Annotated in this window: 12 protein-coding genes; 9 read left to right on the forward strand and 3 right to left on the reverse strand. The window is 64.2% G+C overall.

All coding sequences use genetic code 11. The features are described from left to right. The first annotated feature begins 61 nt into the window (after positions 1 to 61). From BLS61_RS18400 to BLS61_RS18430, 7 genes are all read left to right on the forward strand, one after another. Complete coding sequence (locus tag BLS61_RS18400) at positions 62 to 2,776, forward strand: winged helix-turn-helix domain-containing protein (protein ID WP_244157977.1); 2,715 nt, start codon at positions 62 to 64, stop codon at positions 2,774 to 2,776. Continuing rightward, positions 2,773 to 5,496: a helix-turn-helix transcriptional regulator gene (locus BLS61_RS18405; protein ID WP_090433289.1), complete on the forward strand. Its 2,724-nt coding sequence runs from the start codon at positions 2,773 to 2,775 to the stop codon at positions 5,494 to 5,496. The genes BLS61_RS18400 and BLS61_RS18405 overlap by 4 nt, the downstream gene beginning before the upstream one ends. A 237-nt stretch (positions 5,497 to 5,733) precedes the next feature. Beyond that, on the forward strand, positions 5,734 to 6,156 hold the full coding sequence (locus BLS61_RS18410) for a DUF6160 family protein (RefSeq protein ID WP_090433291.1): 423 nt from the start codon (positions 5,734 to 5,736) through the stop codon (positions 6,154 to 6,156). A gap of 80 nt (positions 6,157 to 6,236) precedes the next feature. Further along, a complete protein-coding gene (locus BLS61_RS18415; protein WP_090433293.1) occupies positions 6,237 to 6,998 on the forward strand; it encodes a C39 family peptidase in 762 nt (253 codons plus the stop codon). A gap of 38 nt (positions 6,999 to 7,036) precedes the next feature. Then, positions 7,037 to 8,041 (forward strand): transporter family protein, encoded by a 1,005-nt coding sequence (locus BLS61_RS18420; protein ID WP_090433295.1) that lies wholly within the window; start codon positions 7,037 to 7,039, stop codon positions 8,039 to 8,041. A gap of 18 nt (positions 8,042 to 8,059) precedes the next feature. Beyond that, on the forward strand, positions 8,060 to 9,649 hold the full coding sequence (locus tag BLS61_RS18425) for an outer membrane protein transport protein (RefSeq protein WP_090433297.1): 1,590 nt from the start codon (positions 8,060 to 8,062) through the stop codon (positions 9,647 to 9,649). Between the two features lie 4 nt (positions 9,650 to 9,653). After that, positions 9,654 to 10,805 (forward strand): MalM family protein, encoded by a 1,152-nt coding sequence (locus BLS61_RS18430; RefSeq protein ID WP_090433299.1) that lies wholly within the window; start codon positions 9,654 to 9,656, stop codon positions 10,803 to 10,805. A gap of 72 nt (positions 10,806 to 10,877) precedes the next feature. Here BLS61_RS18430 and BLS61_RS18435 read toward each other — a convergent pair whose 3' ends face one another. Genes BLS61_RS18435 through rloA form a run of 3 tightly spaced genes read right to left on the reverse strand, consistent with a single transcriptional unit; the run spans position 10,878 to position 13,937 of the window. Next, positions 10,878 to 11,864 carry an alpha-L-glutamate ligase-like protein gene (locus BLS61_RS18435; protein ID WP_090433301.1) on the reverse strand — a complete coding sequence of 329 codons (987 nt, stop codon included), beginning with the start codon at positions 11,862 to 11,864 and terminating at the stop codon, positions 10,878 to 10,880. A gap of 4 nt (positions 11,865 to 11,868) precedes the next feature. Then, positions 11,869 to 13,395, reverse strand: coding sequence for an osmotic stress tolerance membrane protein RloB (gene rloB, locus BLS61_RS18440; protein ID WP_090433303.1), 1,527 nt, complete (start codon positions 13,393 to 13,395; stop codon positions 11,869 to 11,871). A 5-nt stretch (positions 13,396 to 13,400) separates the two neighbouring features. Then, positions 13,401 to 13,937 (reverse strand): retropepsin-like aspartic peptidase RloA, encoded by a 537-nt coding sequence (gene rloA, locus BLS61_RS18445; protein WP_090433305.1) that lies wholly within the window; start codon positions 13,935 to 13,937, stop codon positions 13,401 to 13,403. Positions 13,938 to 14,241: 304 nt separating this feature from the next. Between rloA and BLS61_RS18450 the strand changes: the two genes are divergently transcribed. After that, positions 14,242 to 14,964 (forward strand): GntR family transcriptional regulator, encoded by a 723-nt coding sequence (locus BLS61_RS18450; protein WP_090433307.1) that lies wholly within the window; start codon positions 14,242 to 14,244, stop codon positions 14,962 to 14,964. Then, complete coding sequence (prpB, locus tag BLS61_RS18455; RefSeq protein ID WP_090433309.1) at positions 14,961 to 15,848, forward strand: methylisocitrate lyase; 888 nt, start codon at positions 14,961 to 14,963, stop codon at positions 15,846 to 15,848. Before BLS61_RS18450 ends, prpB begins: the two co-directional genes overlap by 4 nt. Positions 15,849 to 15,870 lie beyond the last annotated feature (22 nt).

The following is a 15,870-nucleotide window of genomic DNA, read 5'->3' on the forward strand; positions in this document are numbered from 1 at the left end:
TTCGAGTGGAATGAAGAGCGGACCCCGATAACAGAACAATAATTTACAAGGGATCCAGGCCATGGATGTAGTTATAGGTCCAGCCGCCGGAAGCCTGCTGCGCTCGAAACTGTCGCCGCCTCAGGCATCCGCGGACTATCTGGCAAGACCCCAGGTCGAAGCCGCGCTTTCGGCCCATCCCCATGCCCGTCTCGTGCTGTTCTGTGCGCCAGCCGGCTTCGGCAAGACCACCGCACTGGCGATGCTCGGCGAACAGCGTCGGCAGGCCGGCAGTGCGCTCGCCTGGCTATCGCTGGGCTCGGATGATGACGAGCCGGTGCGTTTCTTCCAGCAACTGATCGAAGCATTGGGGCGCGCGCTGCCGGGCCTGGGTGACGACGCCCTGGGCTACCTGCGCAATACCATGCGCGTGCCGGTCGAGGCGGTGATGGAAAGCCTGCTGGCGGACCTTTCGCAGCGCTCGGAGCCGCTGCTGCTGGTCCTCGATGATTTGCATCTGATCCAGGATGGCGAGCTGCTGGCCGCGCTCAATCGCCTGGTCAAGCTGGCACCACCGACGTTCACCCTGGCCATCGGTAGCCGTTCGCAACCGGCCCTGAGCCTGGCCACCTTGCGCGCCAAGGGCCTGCTGCTGGAGCTTGGCAGCGATGAACTCAGGCTCAACCCGCAAGAGGCGCGCAGCTATCTGGAGCGCAGCGGCCTGCAGCTCAACGCCGAGACCTTCGGTGCCCTCTACAGCCATACCGAGGGCTGGATGGTCGGCGTACACCTGGCCGCCCTGTGGCTGCGCAATCACCCGCAGCCGACGGAGCGCATGGCCGAGCTGGGCGCCGACAAGCATGCGGTCGGCGACTATCTGCTGCGCTCGGTGTTCGAGCAGTTGCCCGCCGAGCGTCAGGAGCAGTTGCTCGCCCTGGGCGTGGCGCAGCAGCTCAGTGGCGACCTGGCCAATGCGCTGACTGGCCGCCACGACGGCCAGCAGTTGCTGGAAGACCTGGAAGCGATGCAGCTGTTTCTCCTGCCCATGGACCGCGAGCGCCAGTGGTATCGCTTCCATAACCTGTTCGCCGAGTTCCTGCGCAGCCGCCTCAAGGAGCGTGACCCGGAGCGCTTCAAGCAACTGCACTTCAATGCCAGCCTGTGGTTCACCAATCACCACATGCAGAACCTGGCCATCGAGCACGCCTGCCTGGCCGAAGATGCCGAAATGCTCGCCGCGCTGGTCGATGGCTGCGGCCTGGAACTGATCAACCGCGGCCAGCTCAATCTCATCTACAAGTGGCGTCAGCACGTGCCGGACGAGATCGCCGCGCGCTTCCCGGTGCTGGTGCTCGCCGACGTCTGGACGCGGGCGACCGAGCTGGGGCTTGGCGAAGCCAACCGCATGCTCGACGAACTGCTCGAACGCTGGGGCGAATCGCGCGCCAAGGGGCCCTTGAGTGACAAGGTTCTGGCGACCCTGGCGATCAAGGCGGTGATCGCCCTGCAGAAGGACGACCTGGACACCTGCGTCAGCCTGGCCCGGCGTATCGAGGCGCAGCTCGGGCAGCACACCGCGTTCCTCGAAGTGGCCATCCTCACCGTCGGCGCCCTGGCCAACGTCATGCTTGGCCAGGGCGAACAGGCGCGCAAGCTGCTGGCGCTGGCGCAACAGCGCAATCACTTCCTCGAAGGCCGCTATCTGGACATGCAGCTGGCCAACGTGGAGGTCCTGCTGTGTCTGGAGCAGGGGCGGGTGAAGCAGGCGCAACTGCTGTTCGAGCAACTGCATGGGCGCATGATGCCCTGGTTCGGCGAGAAGTCCCGGGCCCTGGCATTGCCGACCATCACCGAGTCGCTGGTGGCCTACCACCAGGGCCGTGTGGAGGGTCTGCAGGAGCGGCTGCGCTGGGCTCTGGCCACGGTCGACGTGATCAACCCGATCGATCTGTACGCCCAGGCGATGCTTTGCCTGGCGCGCATCCAACGTCTGCAGGAGGCGCCGAAAGAGGCGGTGGCGACCCTGGTGCTGATGCAGAACCTGGCGGCGCGCAACCATTCCTGGCGCTTCTACGCGCAGGCGGTGGGCGAAGAGATCGCGCTGATTCTGCAGGAGCCGGCAGCCGACCGCTGCAAGCGCGCCGAGCAGCGCCTGAAGTCGGTGGACTGGGCCAAGCTGGCGGGCCATTACAGGCAGCGCAGCTTCAATCCGGTGTCATGGGTGCTGGGCCTGACCCGCATTCGCCTGCAGCAGGCACGCGGGCATTACAGCGAAGCGCTGCATGAGATCACCCAGCTGCGCGGCCAACTGCAGAGTGGCTGGCACGCTTTGCAGCGTCTGCGTCTGGACCTGCTGGCGGCGCTGAGCTATCAGCGTCTGGGTTACCAGGAACGTGCGCAGAGCCTGCTGGTGCAGTGCCTGATCGGCGCGGAGCGAGAGGAGGCGCGCAGCCTGTTCATCGAGGAGGGCGAGGCCATCCGCCAGTTGCTCCAGCAACTGGAAGCGGCCGAGCGCCAGCCGGCCTTGCAGGCCTTCATCCGCAGCCTGCTGAGCGCCTGGCCCGGCCAGGATTCGCGGCAGCCGCAGGACGTGCCGGAGGAAGGGCTGACCGAGCGTGAGCGCGAAGTGGTCTGCCTGGCTGCCAAGGGCATGTCCAACGAAGAGATCGGCCAGCAGTTGTCGCTGGCCCTGGGGACCGTCAAATGGCACCTGCACAACATCTACGAAAAGCTCAAGGTGCGTAATCGCACCCAAGCCATCCGCCGTGCCCGCGAGCTGAGCCTACTCGAATCATGACCAGTCAGAATCCCGCCTGCCAAACGGCTGCCCCGCTGTTGCGCACCAAGCTGTATCCCGCCCATGCCGAGGGCGCTCCTCTGCTGCAGCGCTCGGCCTTGCTCGAGCGCCTGCTGGAGGCGCGCGAGCAACGCCTGATCGTACTCAGCGCACCCGCCGGCTTCGGCAAGAGCACCGTCCTGAGCCAGCTGCGCAGTCGCTTGCAGGGGCAGGGCGCGCGCGTCGCCTGGTTGTCCTGCGATGAAAGCGACGGTGAGCCGGCGCGGCTTCTGCAATATCTGGTGGCCGCGATCGGGGCGGTCTGCCCCGGCTTCGGCAGCAGTGCCACGGCGCTGCTGCAGGGCGAGGTCAGCTGGCCGCTGGAGGCGGTCATCGATGCCTTTCTCGACGACCTGCGAGGGCTGTCGGACGACCTCTATCTGATGCTCGACGACTTTCACCGGGTTCACCATCCCTCTCTGGGCCAGTGCTCGCGCTATCTGATCGAGCGTCTGCCCAGGCAGGTGAGGCTGGTGGTCAGCACCCGTCATCAGCCACGCTTTCTCGACGAGCAGCCGGCGCTCGGCGCCTGGGCGTTCTGGCTCAAGGCCGAAGACCTGCGCCTGACGCGTGCGGAGACTGCAGCCTACTTTCGCGACATCAAGTGCATCGTTCTCGAAGAAAGCGAACTCGACCAGCTGTATGCGCGCACCGAAGGCTGGATCACCGCCTTGCATCTGGCGGCCCTTGCCCTGCCGCGTCAGCGCGATCGCGCCGCCTTTCTTGCCGGCCTCTCCGGTGCCGAGCGCAACATCGCCGATTACCTCGCCGAAGACGTGGTGGCCAGCCTGCCCGAAGCCCTGCAGCTGTTTCTCGACCAGACCTCGGTACTCGACGAATTCAATGCCGAGCTGTGCAATGCGCTGACCGGGCGCCAGGACGGCCGCGACATGCTGCGCCGCCTGCAGGGCGAGCAGCTGTTCGTGATCGCCCTGGACGAGCAGGGCGAGTGGTTCCGTTATCACCACCTGTTCGCCGAGTTCCTTCAGGGCCGCCTGGCCAGGCGCGGCGATCCTGCGCACCTGCTGCATGCGGCGGCGCGCTGGTGCGAAAGCCACGACCTGGCGGACAAGTCGATCAAGTACGCCCTGCGCGCACGTGACTATGCCTTCGCCGCCGAACTGCTGGAGCGCCAGGGCGCCAGGCTGATCGCCGGCAACCGCGTCTACGGCATTCTCGCCATTCTCAAGGACATCCCGCCGCTGGTGATCACCGAGCAGCCGGTGTTCCAGATCTTCTATGCCTGGCAACTGGCCTTCGAGCAGAAATTCGCCGAGTCCGAGGCACTGATCGAGGAAGTCAGCACGCGCCTGACCCAGGGGCGTGGCAAGGGCATGCACTTCGGCCTGATCGAACTGCTGGCGGCCGCCCAGGTGCTCAAGGCGCTGGTACTGCTCTATCAGGACAAGCTCGAGGCCTGCCTCAAGGTTGCCGGCCACTGGCTGTCCCTGGTGCCGCAGAACCAGCCGGTGTTCCGCGCCAGCCTGGCCTGCGTGCAGGCCGCGGCATTCGCCCTGCTCGGCGAGTTCGGTGAGGCGGCCAAGGCCATTGCCGTGGCGCGGGAGAACCTGCGCCAGTGCGAGAGCGAATACCTGCACGTGATGGCCAGCCTGATCGAGGCGCTGATCTGCAAGGAATATGGCGAGCTGGAGCGTGGCCGCGCGCTGGCCGAGTCGGCACGGGCGCGGGTCGAGCAGGTGTTCGGCCGGCGCAGCCGGGTCGGCGGGCCGCTCGGGCTGGCCTACGCCGACCTTCTGTACGAGCAGGACCGGCATGGCGCAATCCTCGCCGAGCTGCCGCTGGCCACCACCTGGCGCGATGTCGCCACGCCGGTGGAGCTGATCAGTCGCGGCAAGCTGGTGATGGCACGCGCCCGCTTCTTCGCCGGCGCGGCCGAGCAGGGGCTGGAGGAACTCGATGAGTGGCTGGCCGGTCTGCAGGGGCCGGGCTACGAGCGGGTGTTCGCCATCGCCATGGGCTGCAAGGTGCAGTTCCTGCTGTGGCTGCGCAGGCCCAACGAGGCGCAGCGCATCTACCTGCAGCTGGAGCGCCACCTCGCAGCGCTGCCCATCGAACGCTATGGCGATGCGCATACGGCACTGGCGCTGAGCGAGGCGCGCCTGGCGCTCAGCGAGCGCAGGGTGGAAAAAGCCCAGGCCAGCCTGGAGGCATGCCTGGCCAAGCAGGGCGCGGAGCACCAGCGCGACCGACGCCTGCGTCTGAGCCTGTTACTTTCTGTGGCGTACTGGCGCAAAGGTAACAGCGAAAAAGCCTTCGCGCTGTTGCGGACGACGCTCGAGGAAGCCTGGCAATGCGGCTATCGCCGCCTGTTCCAGGACGATGCGCTGTGGCTGCTGCCGCTCTGGGACGCCTGGAAAGGTGCCGAGCCCAAGCGCGCCGCAGCCTGGCAAGGCGTTGCCGAAACGCTTCGCGAGCAGTGCCGCAGGCTGGCCATCGATCCGGACAGTTTCGATGAAAATCAAGATGTTAGTCATCGCGAGCGAGAAATCCTGCGGCTCGTGGCGGCCGGTCTGTCGAATCGCGATATCGCCCAGGCCGTGCATCTGTCCGAGGCCACCATCAAATGGCACCTGCATAACCTGTTTTCCAAACTGGGCGTACGCAGCCGTACTCAAGCCGTGCTCAAGGGCAAGAGTCTGGGGCTGCTGAGCGAGGCGTGAAGGGCGGCACGGAAAAACGAGCGGCATGCTCCATCCCTTGGATGGGCTGGCAGCTGGATGGCGGGTCAGTAGCTTGTAGCCATCTCGAAGCGCGATGCGTTTCGTGAATCCAAACCTGGCGTACCTAGGGAAGCCGCGACAGGTCTGGTGATCGGCATGGGCCGATCAGGCTGCTCGTGACAGGACGTCACCGGCAGAGCCCGGGGACCCCCCATTTGAACTGTGGAGATAACAACAATGATGACCCTGAAAAAACTCGCTCTTGCCGCCGCCGTCATGACCGTCCCGTTTATGGCTCAGGCGCAGATGCAGTCCCTCGACGACGCAGCCCTGGCCGATGTGACCGGTCAAGCCGGTATCAGCATTGCCGGTAACTTCGATGCCACCATCGGCTCCATCGTCTACACCGACACCGAAGCCGGCGTCACTGACGGCAGCAACAGCCTGAGCCTCAATACCGTCACCCTGTCCGGCTTCAACATCAGTGAAAACAGCCCGCTGACCATCGACGTGGTCGACAACAAACTGGAAATCGGCCTGCCGGGCATCAATGGCGGGGTTTCGGTTGAGTCGGTGAAGATCGGTGCCAACAGCATCGGCGGCGTGGCCATCAACGGTCTGGACATGGCCGGCTCCACCGTCAAGATCTGGGGTCACTGATCCTCGCCTGATCTGTTGCACAGGGGCTCTGCCGCCATGGCGGGGCTCCTGCCTCGTTCTACGCAGTTGCGGATTGACCAATGATCGAGATTCTCGTGGGCAGCCTGATCGGTTTGTACGGTTTCAGCGAGGCTGTCGACATCAAACCGCAGCCCGCCGGCACCGTGAACATCACCCAGCCGCTGGTGCCCAACGGCCCGCTGCGCGAGTCGGTGGTGCTCGAACCGATGAGCCAGCTGCAGTTTCGCAACGTCATTCGCCAGGCCTATGACTACAGCTGCGGCTCTGCGGCGCTGACCACGCTGCTGGATTACTACCTCGGGCGCAATCTGGAAGAGCGCCAGGTGATGGAGGGGCTGCTGCATTTCGGCGAGGCCGAGAAGATCGTCGAGCGCCGCGGTTTCTCCCTGCTCGACATGAAGCGCTTCGTCACTGCCCTGGGCTACAAGAGCGGTGGTTTCCGCGCCGGCTTCGATGACCTGGCGCAACTGGAGCATCCGGCCATCGTGCCCATCGAATACGCCGGCTTCAAACATTTCGTGGTGGTGCGCGACGTCTACAACGAGCACGTGTTCGTCGCTGACCCGGCACTGGGCAACATCAGTTTCACGCGCGTGCGCTTCGAGGAAATCTGGGATCAGAACGTGCTGTTCGTGATCTTCCCCAGCGGCAACGAGCCGCCCAACGCCATGGCGCTGACCGACCGCGACCTGCGCATCATCGACGACCGTACCATCAGCATGCTGGCTTTTCGCGAGTTTCCGCAGATGGCCAAGTTCACCACGAATCAGGCCGACCAACTGGGGTCGGGAGGCGACATCCAATACATTCGCCGCAAGTGATTTGCCCGGCATAACAATAACGATCTGGGGATAGCGTCATGGGAGTTTGGGGGTATGCATGGCTGGCCATGCTGACGCTGGTCGCGGCACAGCCTTTGCTGGCCGAGGAGGCCACGGTCGACGATGCGCGCGATGCGTTGAGCAAGAAGGAGGATGACGCCGACAGCGCCAAGGCGCTGGAGGAGGTCTTCCAGGCGGCAGAGAAGAGCTACACCTTGCTCAAGAAGGGCGAGCGCACCCTGACCTACGGCTTCGACTATTCGCTGCTGCGCGACACGCAGATCCAGACCGTGCGCACCGGGCAGAACGTGTTCAGCGTGATCGGCCAGAGCGAGGCGCAGCACACCTTCACCAACTCCTTCACCTTCGACTACGGGGTCTGGGACAACCTCACCTTCAGCATGCGCCTGCCGTTCGTGGCCAAGTACGACACCGAGCGTGACCTGAACAGCTACAGCCTGGGCGATATCTCCGCCAGTTTCCGCTGGCAGCCCTGGTCGTCGGTACGCGGTCGGCCGGTCACCACGCTGTTCGCCACCCTCGGCCTGCCCACAGGCGACAGCCCATACGACGTCAGCCTGGACAACGGCCTGGCCACCGGTAACGGCTACTACAGCCTGGGCGTGGGGGCCAACCTGTCCTATGTGATCGATCCGGTGGTGCTGTTCGGCTCGCTTGGCTACACCTACAACCTGCCGGTGCGTGATGCTGATCAGGTGCGCGGCGGCCGCCTGCTGAAGGAGGTCGATCCGGGCTCCAGCCTGTCGATGAGCATGGGCTTCGCCTATGCACTGTCCTATGACGTGTCCCTGGCCACGTCCTTCCAGATGGCCCACAACCTGGCGCCGAAGTTCAAGTTCAGTGACGCCACGCTCGAGGGCCGGGAGCAGACCAGTGCGGTGATGAACTTCTCACTGGGGCTGCGTACCGCGCCCAATACCATCGTCAACGTCAATGCCGGTTTCGGCATGACCGAAGATTCGCCCGATGTCCTGCTCGGGGTTTCCATGCCCCTGGATATCAAGGGTCTCAAGGCCGAGTAAGCAGCGAGCGAACCTGACATGACTCATCTAGCCAAGCTGCAGGCGCTGCTGCTGGTGGGGCTCGGCGCGGCCTGCGTCCTGCCTGCCCAGGCGCAACTGGCCAACAACCTGACCATCGGCAACCCCAAGGCCATGGCCATGGGCAACGCCGTCACTGCCGATGTCACCGGCATCGATGCGGTGCACTACAACCCGGCGGCGCTGAGCAAGCTCAAGGGGCGGCAGACCACGGTCAAGCTGCTCAGCGGCGTGATGGACATCCGCGCCAAGTTCGACGCCAAGGAAGACTACGGCTTCATGGGCTACGACGATGACCCCTTCAAGCATTCCAGCAGCCGCACGCTGACGCCGACCATGTATCTGCCAGGCCTCGGCGGCATGACCGAGCTGCCGGTGCTGGTGGCGCCGCTGGCCGGGCTGTCGATCAACCCGCCGGGTTCGAAATTCACCTTCGCCACCAACGTCTATGCGCCGATGGCTCTGGGTTATTCGCGCGATTCGGACAGCGATCCCGGGCGTTTCCAGGGGCGTCAGGTGTCGTTGCAGCGCATCACCTACTTCTCGCCATCGCTGGCCTATCAGGTCAATGACGAGCTGTCGCTGGGGTTGTCCATCGGCTTCTCGCATCAGGCCGTGGCGCTCAACCAGGACTTTCGCAACCCCGGCATGCTCACCGGTCTGACCCGAATCCTCAACGAGGCGCTGTGCCTGCCGGGGCTGGAAGAGATCACCGGGCCATTCATCAACGTCTGCAATGGCAAGATCGGCCCCTTCGACTCGCTGGCCAATCTCGATCTGGATCTGCAGCAGAGCCTGTCGCCGACCTACAACCTGGGCATTCTCTGGGAGCCCAGCGACTGGTTCGCCTGGGGAGCGACCTACCAGAGCGAGGCGCGCATGAACCTGCAGGGCAAGTACCGCGTCGACTACAGCGAGGACTGGGCAGGCTTCTGGTCCGGCCTGCAGGGCTCGCTGTTCGGTCAGATCCTCAGCCCGCTGTTTCCCTACGGCGCGGACGAGGAGAGCGGCAACGCCTCGCTGAAACTGACCTATCCGGACGCCTTCAGCACCGGCATCAAGCTGCGCCCGTTCGACAAGTGGCAGTTCAACCTGGACCTGCGCTGGGTCGGCTACAGCGACTGGAACAGCTTCGAGATCGAGTTCGATCGCGAGCTGGATCTGCTGCGCATCGCCAAGACCTTCGGCGGTGGCAAGGCCACCGATCGCAGCCTCATTCTCGACCGTGGCTACCGCGATACCTGGAGCTGGGGCGTCGGTGCGCAATACGACGTCAATGATCGCCTGGCCCTGCGCGCCGGCTACGAATATCGCCCCTCGGCCATCCCGAAGAACCGGGCGGACGTGCTGGCGCCGGTGGGCGATGCCGATCTCTACGGGCTCGGTCTGGGCTATCGCTGGGACAAGGACACCACCATCGACGTCGGCTTCAACTACTTCGTTTCCAGGCAGAGCATTCCCGCGGGCAGCAGCTGCAACGTCAGCTGCGAAGGCCTGGACAACCTAGTCTACAACCCCTATGCCGGGCTCAATATCGAAACCACGGTCAAGGCCTATATCTTCGCCATGACCTATACCTCGAGGTTCTGAGGCGATGCGCAGTCTGATCTTCATCCTGGCCTTGCTGCCCCTGATGCCGGCCACGGCCGGCAGCCGCTACCTGACCTGGGTCGATGACCTTGGGCGGGTGCACAACACCTTCGTCGACGGCCGTTTCGCCGAGCAGCAGAGCCAGGCCAGGCGCCGCGCCGAACAGAGCGACCAGGCGCGGCTCGGTGACGGTGGTGCCTGGCCGGGCAGTGCGCCAGGCACGGGGGAGAGCAAGCGCCGCTATTTCACCTGGGTCGATGGCAATGGCCAACTGCACAACAGCTTCTATGCCGGCACGCAGCTCGCCGGTGCGTCGGGTCGCGATCAGGTGCTGGCCAGCGGGGAGCGGGCAGGGGAGTACATCGACTCGGCCGTGCTGGAGGGGCGCGGCTTTGCCCGCGACAGCTACGACAGCCCCTATTACACCTGGGTCGACGAACAGGGAAGGACGCACAATTCGCCCGTACCCGCCCAGCCGCGGGCCGTTGCTTCCAGTACGACTGCTTCATCGGTGCGCTACAGCGAAGGCCGGCAGATCGAATTCGAGCGCAGCAAGCCTTCGTTGCCGATGCTCGATGGCCAGCCCACGGCAGCCATGCAGGCGCTGCTGGAAGGCAGCCAGGCACGTGGCGAGAGCCTGTACGGCGAATTGTCGACACGCTGCTGCGGGCAGTTGCGCGATAGCGATTTCAGCGTGCTGTCGGTGGAGGAGCCGCGCTACGAAGAGCTGGATCGTTTCTCGCCCAGCTTCGACTTTCCCATGGGCCGCAGTTACTACGCGGCGCTGAAACTGCCGGCATCGCGGCAGAGTTACGGCCTGCGCGTGCGCAGTTTCGCCAACCGCCAGGTGGTCTACCCGTCGCTGCTGTTTCTCGACGAGGCCAAGCGACCGACCCGCCTGGTCAGCGATGCGGTGTACCGGCTGCACCCGGAAACCTGGTATCGCTACGCCTTCATCGAGGGCACGGTGCAGGTGCGGGCCGAGCGTGGCGAGCGCTATGTCCTGCTGATCACTACCGATGAAGATCGCAGCCTGCAGACGCTGGACAACAAGCCGTTCAAGCGGCCGCTGCAGGATCTGGCGGTGGATGAGGCGGGCATGCAGCGACATGCGCATGCCGACGAGGGGGCGTTCGAGCTGGCGATCGTGCGCTGAGCGCGAGGCGCACGCAGGCGCCATGGCGGGATGTACCTGCCGTGCGCACCAGTGGCGCGCACGGCGTACGAGTCAGATTTCCTTGCTGACGACGTGGCCGAACAGTTCCTGGGAGAAGCGCACGCGCTCCTCCGGGGTTTCCTGAATGCCCTTGGCTTTGAGTTCCTCCAGGTGGGCTTCCACGGCGTGGGCGCGATGGGTCAGGCCGCAGTCGTTGGCGATCTGGATGTTCAGGCCGGGGCGGGCGTTGAGCTCGAGAATCAGCGGGCCCTTGTCCTGGTCCAGCACCATGTCCACACCGATGTAGCCCAGGCCGCACAGCTCGTAGCAGCCGGCGGCGAGCTTCATGAAGCCGTCCCAGTTCGGCAGTTGCACGCCGTCCACCGCATTGGTGGTGTCCGGGTGCTTGCTGATCTTGTTGTTCAGCCAGGTGCCGCGCAGGGTCACGCCGGTGGCCAGGTCGACACCCACGCCGATGGCGCCCTGGTGCAGGTTGGCCTTGCCGTTGGACTGGCGCGTCGGCAGGCGCAGCATGGCCATCACCGGGTAGCCCATCAGCACGATGATGCGGATGTCCGGCACGCCTTCGTAGCTGATGCTCTTGAAGATGGTGTCCGGGGTCACACGGTACTCGATCAGCGCACGGTCGCGGTGGCCGCCGAGCGAGTACAGGCCGGAGAGGATGCTGGAAATCTGCTGCTCCAGCTCCTCGTGGCTGACGATCTTGCCGGATACCGTCTTGAAGCGATCCTCGAAACGGTCGGCGATGACCATGATGCCGTCACCGCCGGCGCCCTGCGCCGGCTTGATGACGAAGTCGTTGCGCCCGGCGATGATCTCGTCGAGCTTGTCGATTTCCTTCTCGGTTTCGATGATGCCGTACAGCTCCGGCACATCGATGCCGGCCTCGATGGCCCGCTCCTTGGTGATGATCTTGTCGTCGACGATGGGGTACAGGTGCCGTTTGTTGTACTTCAGCACATAGTCCGCATTGCGTCGGTTGATGCCCATGATGCCTTTGGCTTCAAGGGCCTTCCACGTCTTGATCAGGCCGAACATGGCGTTAGTCCTTGAGGAAGGCTTTGAAGCGGAACAGTTCGGTCAGGCGGTAGCCGCGGTAGCGACCCATCGCCAGCATGAAACCCACCAGGATCAGCAGGACCGCCGGGAAGGTGAACACGAAGTACACCAGCTCCGGCACGCTCATCAGCAGATGGGCGATGGTGGCGGCGAACAGGGTGCCGATGGCGACCTTGAAGGCGTGGCTGCCGCCACGCTCTTCCCAGGTGATCGACAGGCGTTCGATGGTCATGGTCAGAATCACCATCGGGAACAGCGCCACCGACAGGCCGCGCTCCAGGCCCAGCTTGTGGCTGAACAGGCTGATGGCGGCGATCAGCACCACGACGAAGGTCAGCACCACCGACAGGCGCGGCAGCATCTGCAGTTTCAGGTGCTCCAGATAGGAGCGCAGCGACAGGCCGAGCGCGGTGATCACGGTGAACAGGAAGATGCCGAAGCCCAGCTGGGTTTCGCGGAAGGCGAGGGCGATCAGCACCGGGGTGAAGGTGCCGAGGGTCTGCAGGCCGCCCAGGTTGCGCAGGATCAGGATGACCAGCACGCCGATCGGGATCATGACCATGATCATGAAGGTCTGCTGGGTCTGCAGCGGCAGGCCGTACAGCGAGTATTCGAGGAAGCTGGCGTCGGTGTTCTCGTCGGTCAGCTTGGCCAGGCGGATGGCGTTCATCTCGCTGTTGTTCAGGCTGAAGCTGACCTGCGCCTGGCGGCCGCCTTCGAGGCTGACCAGATCGCCATCGCCGATCCACCAGACCAGGCGGTCGGCCGGCAGACCCTGCTCACCGGTCTCCGGGTTGAAGTACAGCCACTTCTGGCCGTTGAAGCTGCGCAGCCACAGCTCCGGCGACTGCGCCACCTCGGCCTGCAGGCGAATGGTGTGCACGCGCTCCATCGGCACGTGGGCGATGGACAGCAGCAGGTCGACCACCTTGGCCTTGTTGGCGGTGGAGGCATCGCCGCCGAGCAGCAGCTTGACGTTGTCGTCATTGGCGTTGTTGACGCGCTTGATGGTCTCGCTGATGAAGGTTTCGACGTCGGCCGAGTGCTGGCGAATCGGCGCTAGCAGGGCTTCGGCGGCGATCTTCTCGGGGCCTTCGACCGGGATGCTGTCGCGGAAGATCGGCCCTTTGGCCGGCGGTTGTTCGCCGCTGTAACGCTTGGTCAGCACCAGGCGGTAGTAGAGCGTTTGCTTGCCGTTGGCACGACGGGCCGACCAGGTGACGCGGCGGTTGCCGTCGACGCGGTTGACGCTGACGCCGTAATTGTTGGAGATGAAGCTCTCGTTGAGGCTGACGTAATCCTGGTTCAGCGGCGGCACGAACATCTGCAGCTTCACCGGCTCGCGCGGGGTGGCCTGGAATTCGACCTTGGCGTCGATGTTCCACAGATCGTCGGTCTCGTCCTCCGTCACCGGAATGCCGAGAATGAAGATTTGGTATGCCGTAATCAGAACGCCCAGGGTCACCAGGAGGGTGATCAGGACTTTCAGATGCAGGTTCAGAGAGCGCATGGGAATTACTCGCCAGGGGTTGCGTCGTCGGTGCAGTCGGGTTTGCCGGCCGCGTATTTAAGGCTTGGGTCGACCATGGCCTCGAAGTGCTTGAGCGCTTCGGAGCCAATCAGAAGCGGGTATTGGAATGCGCTTCGGTCGGTCAAGTTCACTTCTATCGTGCGCAGGGTCTGCCCCATGCACAGTTCGAGGTCGATTACCGGGCGTGCGGTGTAGGTCTTGTCTTCCTCGGGATCGAAGTCGCCTGCACGTCGTTTGATCTTGCTGATGCGCGCCAGCGGCCGTTCGATGGTCCGCTCGTGGGCTTCGTCGATGGCCAGCACGAAACGCACCCAGGTCTCTCCGTCACGTTTGAAGCGTTTGATGTTGCGAGCGCTCAGGGACGCGGTCTTGGCTCCGGTGTCGAGCTTGGCCGCGACCTGCAGGTCCAGTTCTTCTATGTGGATGTATTCGTTCAGGCCATAGATCGACTTGCCCATGGCCAGAGCCGGGCAGGACAGGGTCAGCAGGCAGAGCAACAAGGAGAAGGGTTTCAGTCTCATGGGTCCTTGAGAGGGTGTTGCCAGGGGCGGGTGAGCGACAGCGTCTGGCGGCATCCTGCCATATAACTGTCTGCCGGGAATTCTAGCAGGCATGGCAAAAGGCGTTGGCCGGGCGTGAGTGCGCGGATTCTAACATGGGGATTTTCCGTGCTGACAGAAGGTTATGCAGCTTTCTGCAAGTCAGGTCTCGCGTTGATGCACTTGTCGACGTGAAACTATTGTCGACAATATGCGATTTATTGTTTGACAGCCATGCTTGTCTGCCATAATTTTTGGGCGTCTAAAGCCATTGGTGTCGACAATCATGCTGCTTGAATCAGATGCTGCCGCCGCGCCTCAAGTGGATTCGGAAACACTTTCCGAGCACGTTTTTCGCCTGATCCAGGCGGCCATCGTCAAGGGCGAGATCGCTCCTGGCAGCAAGATCTCCGAACCCGAGCTGGCGCGCACCTATGGGATCAGTCGCGGTCCGCTGCGTGAGGCGATCCACCGGCTGGAAGGGCAGAAGCTGCTGGTGCGCGTACCACATGTGGGTGCACGGGTGGTGGCGCTCAGCCATGCCGAGCTGATCGAGCTGTACGAAATCCGTGAATCCCTCGAGGGTATGGCCTGCCGCCTGGCGGCCGAGCGCATGACCCAGCAGGAGATCGACGAGCTGCGCCGGGTGCTGGAGCTGCACGAGCAGGACGCCGCCTTCAAGGCCGGCGTCGGCTACTACCAGCAGGAAGGCGACTTCGATTTCCACTACCGGATCATCCAGGGCAGCGGCAACCGCACCCTCGCCAAGCTGCTATGCGACGAGCTGTACCAGCTGGTGCGCATGTATCGCCTGCAGTTCTCCGCCACGCCCAATCGTCCGCGCCAGGCCTTCGCCGAACACCACCGCATTCTCGATGCCATCGCCGATCGTGACGGCGAACTGGCCGAATTGCTGATGCGCCGTCACATCGGCGCCTCCAAGCGCAATATCGAGCGCCACTACAAGGAAGCGCTCGCCACTTCATCCAAGACCCGAGGTGATTCATGATCCAGCTTTCCGCCGGCCAGCGCTTCCGCCAGGCCCTCGCCGAAGAGCAACCGCTGCAGGTGATCGGCGCGATCAACGCCAACCATGCGCTGCTGGCCAAGCGCGCGGGCTTCCGTGCCATCTACCTGTCCGGTGGTGGCGTGGCGGCCGGCTCCCTCGGCCTGCCGGACCTGGGCATCAATACCCTCGATGACGTGCTCACCGACGTACGCCGCATCACCGACGTGTGCGACCTGCCGCTGCTGGTAGACATCGACACCGGCTTTGGCCCCTCGGCCTTCAATATCGAGCGCACCATCAAGAACCTGATCAAGGCCGGCGCCGCCGCCGCGCATATCGAGGATCAGGTCGGCGCCAAGCGCTGCGGCCACCGCCCGGGCAAGGAGATCGTCTCCTGCGAGGAGATGGTCGACCGCGTGCGCGCCGCCGCCGATGCCAAGACCGACCCGGACTTCTTCCTCATCGCCCGTACCGATGCGATCCAGGCCGAGGGCGTGGACGCCGCCATCGAGCGCTGCCAGGCCTACGTCGAGGCCGGTGCCGACGGCATCTTCGCCGAGGCTGCCTACGACCTGCCGACCTACAAGCGTTTCGTCGACGCGCTGAAGGTGCCGGTGCTGGCCAATATCACCGAATTCGGCGCCACGCCGCTGTTCAGTCGCGACGAGCTGGCTTCGGTCGGCGTGGCCATCCAGCTCTACCCGCTGTCGGCCTTCCGCGCGGCGAACAAGGCGGCAGAAAGTGTCTACACCTCGATCCGCCAGAACGGCCACCAGAAAGACGTGATCGAGCTGATGCAGACCCGCGCCGAGCTGTACGACCGCATCGGCTATCACGCCTTCGAGCAGAAGCTCGACGCGCTGTTCGCTGCCGGCAAGAAGTAAACAGTTGGGTGGGCCGGGTGAC

This window comes from Ectopseudomonas guguanensis, assembly GCF_900104265.1.
GTDB lineage: Bacteria > Pseudomonadota > Gammaproteobacteria > Pseudomonadales > Pseudomonadaceae > Aquipseudomonas > Aquipseudomonas guguanensis.

Excerpts from the sequence above, each read along its gene's own strand:
- rloB (WP_090433303.1), bottom strand. The coding sequence starts at position 13,395 with ATGCGCTCTCTGAACCTGCATCTGAAAGTCCTGATCACCCTCCTGGTG.
- BLS61_RS18405 (WP_090433289.1), top strand. The coding sequence starts at position 2,773 with ATGACCAGTCAGAATCCCGCCTGCCAAACGGCTGCCCCGCTGTTGCGC.
- prpB (WP_090433309.1), top strand. The coding sequence starts at position 14,961 with ATGATCCAGCTTTCCGCCGGCCAGCGCTTCCGCCAGGCCCTCGCCGAA.
- BLS61_RS18400 (WP_244157977.1), top strand. The coding sequence starts at position 62 with ATGGATGTAGTTATAGGTCCAGCCGCCGGAAGCCTGCTGCGCTCGAAA.
- BLS61_RS18410 (WP_090433291.1), top strand. The coding sequence starts at position 5,734 with ATGATGACCCTGAAAAAACTCGCTCTTGCCGCCGCCGTCATGACCGTC.
- BLS61_RS18420 (WP_090433295.1), top strand. The coding sequence starts at position 7,037 with ATGGGAGTTTGGGGGTATGCATGGCTGGCCATGCTGACGCTGGTCGCG.
- BLS61_RS18425 (WP_090433297.1), top strand. The coding sequence starts at position 8,060 with ATGACTCATCTAGCCAAGCTGCAGGCGCTGCTGCTGGTGGGGCTCGGC.
- BLS61_RS18430 (WP_090433299.1), top strand. The coding sequence starts at position 9,654 with ATGCGCAGTCTGATCTTCATCCTGGCCTTGCTGCCCCTGATGCCGGCC.
- BLS61_RS18415 (WP_090433293.1), top strand. The coding sequence starts at position 6,237 with ATGATCGAGATTCTCGTGGGCAGCCTGATCGGTTTGTACGGTTTCAGC.
- BLS61_RS18450 (WP_090433307.1), top strand. The coding sequence starts at position 14,242 with ATGCTGCTTGAATCAGATGCTGCCGCCGCGCCTCAAGTGGATTCGGAA.
- BLS61_RS18435 (WP_090433301.1), bottom strand. The coding sequence starts at position 11,864 with ATGTTCGGCCTGATCAAGACGTGGAAGGCCCTTGAAGCCAAAGGCATC.
- rloA (WP_090433305.1), bottom strand. The coding sequence starts at position 13,937 with ATGAGACTGAAACCCTTCTCCTTGTTGCTCTGCCTGCTGACCCTGTCC.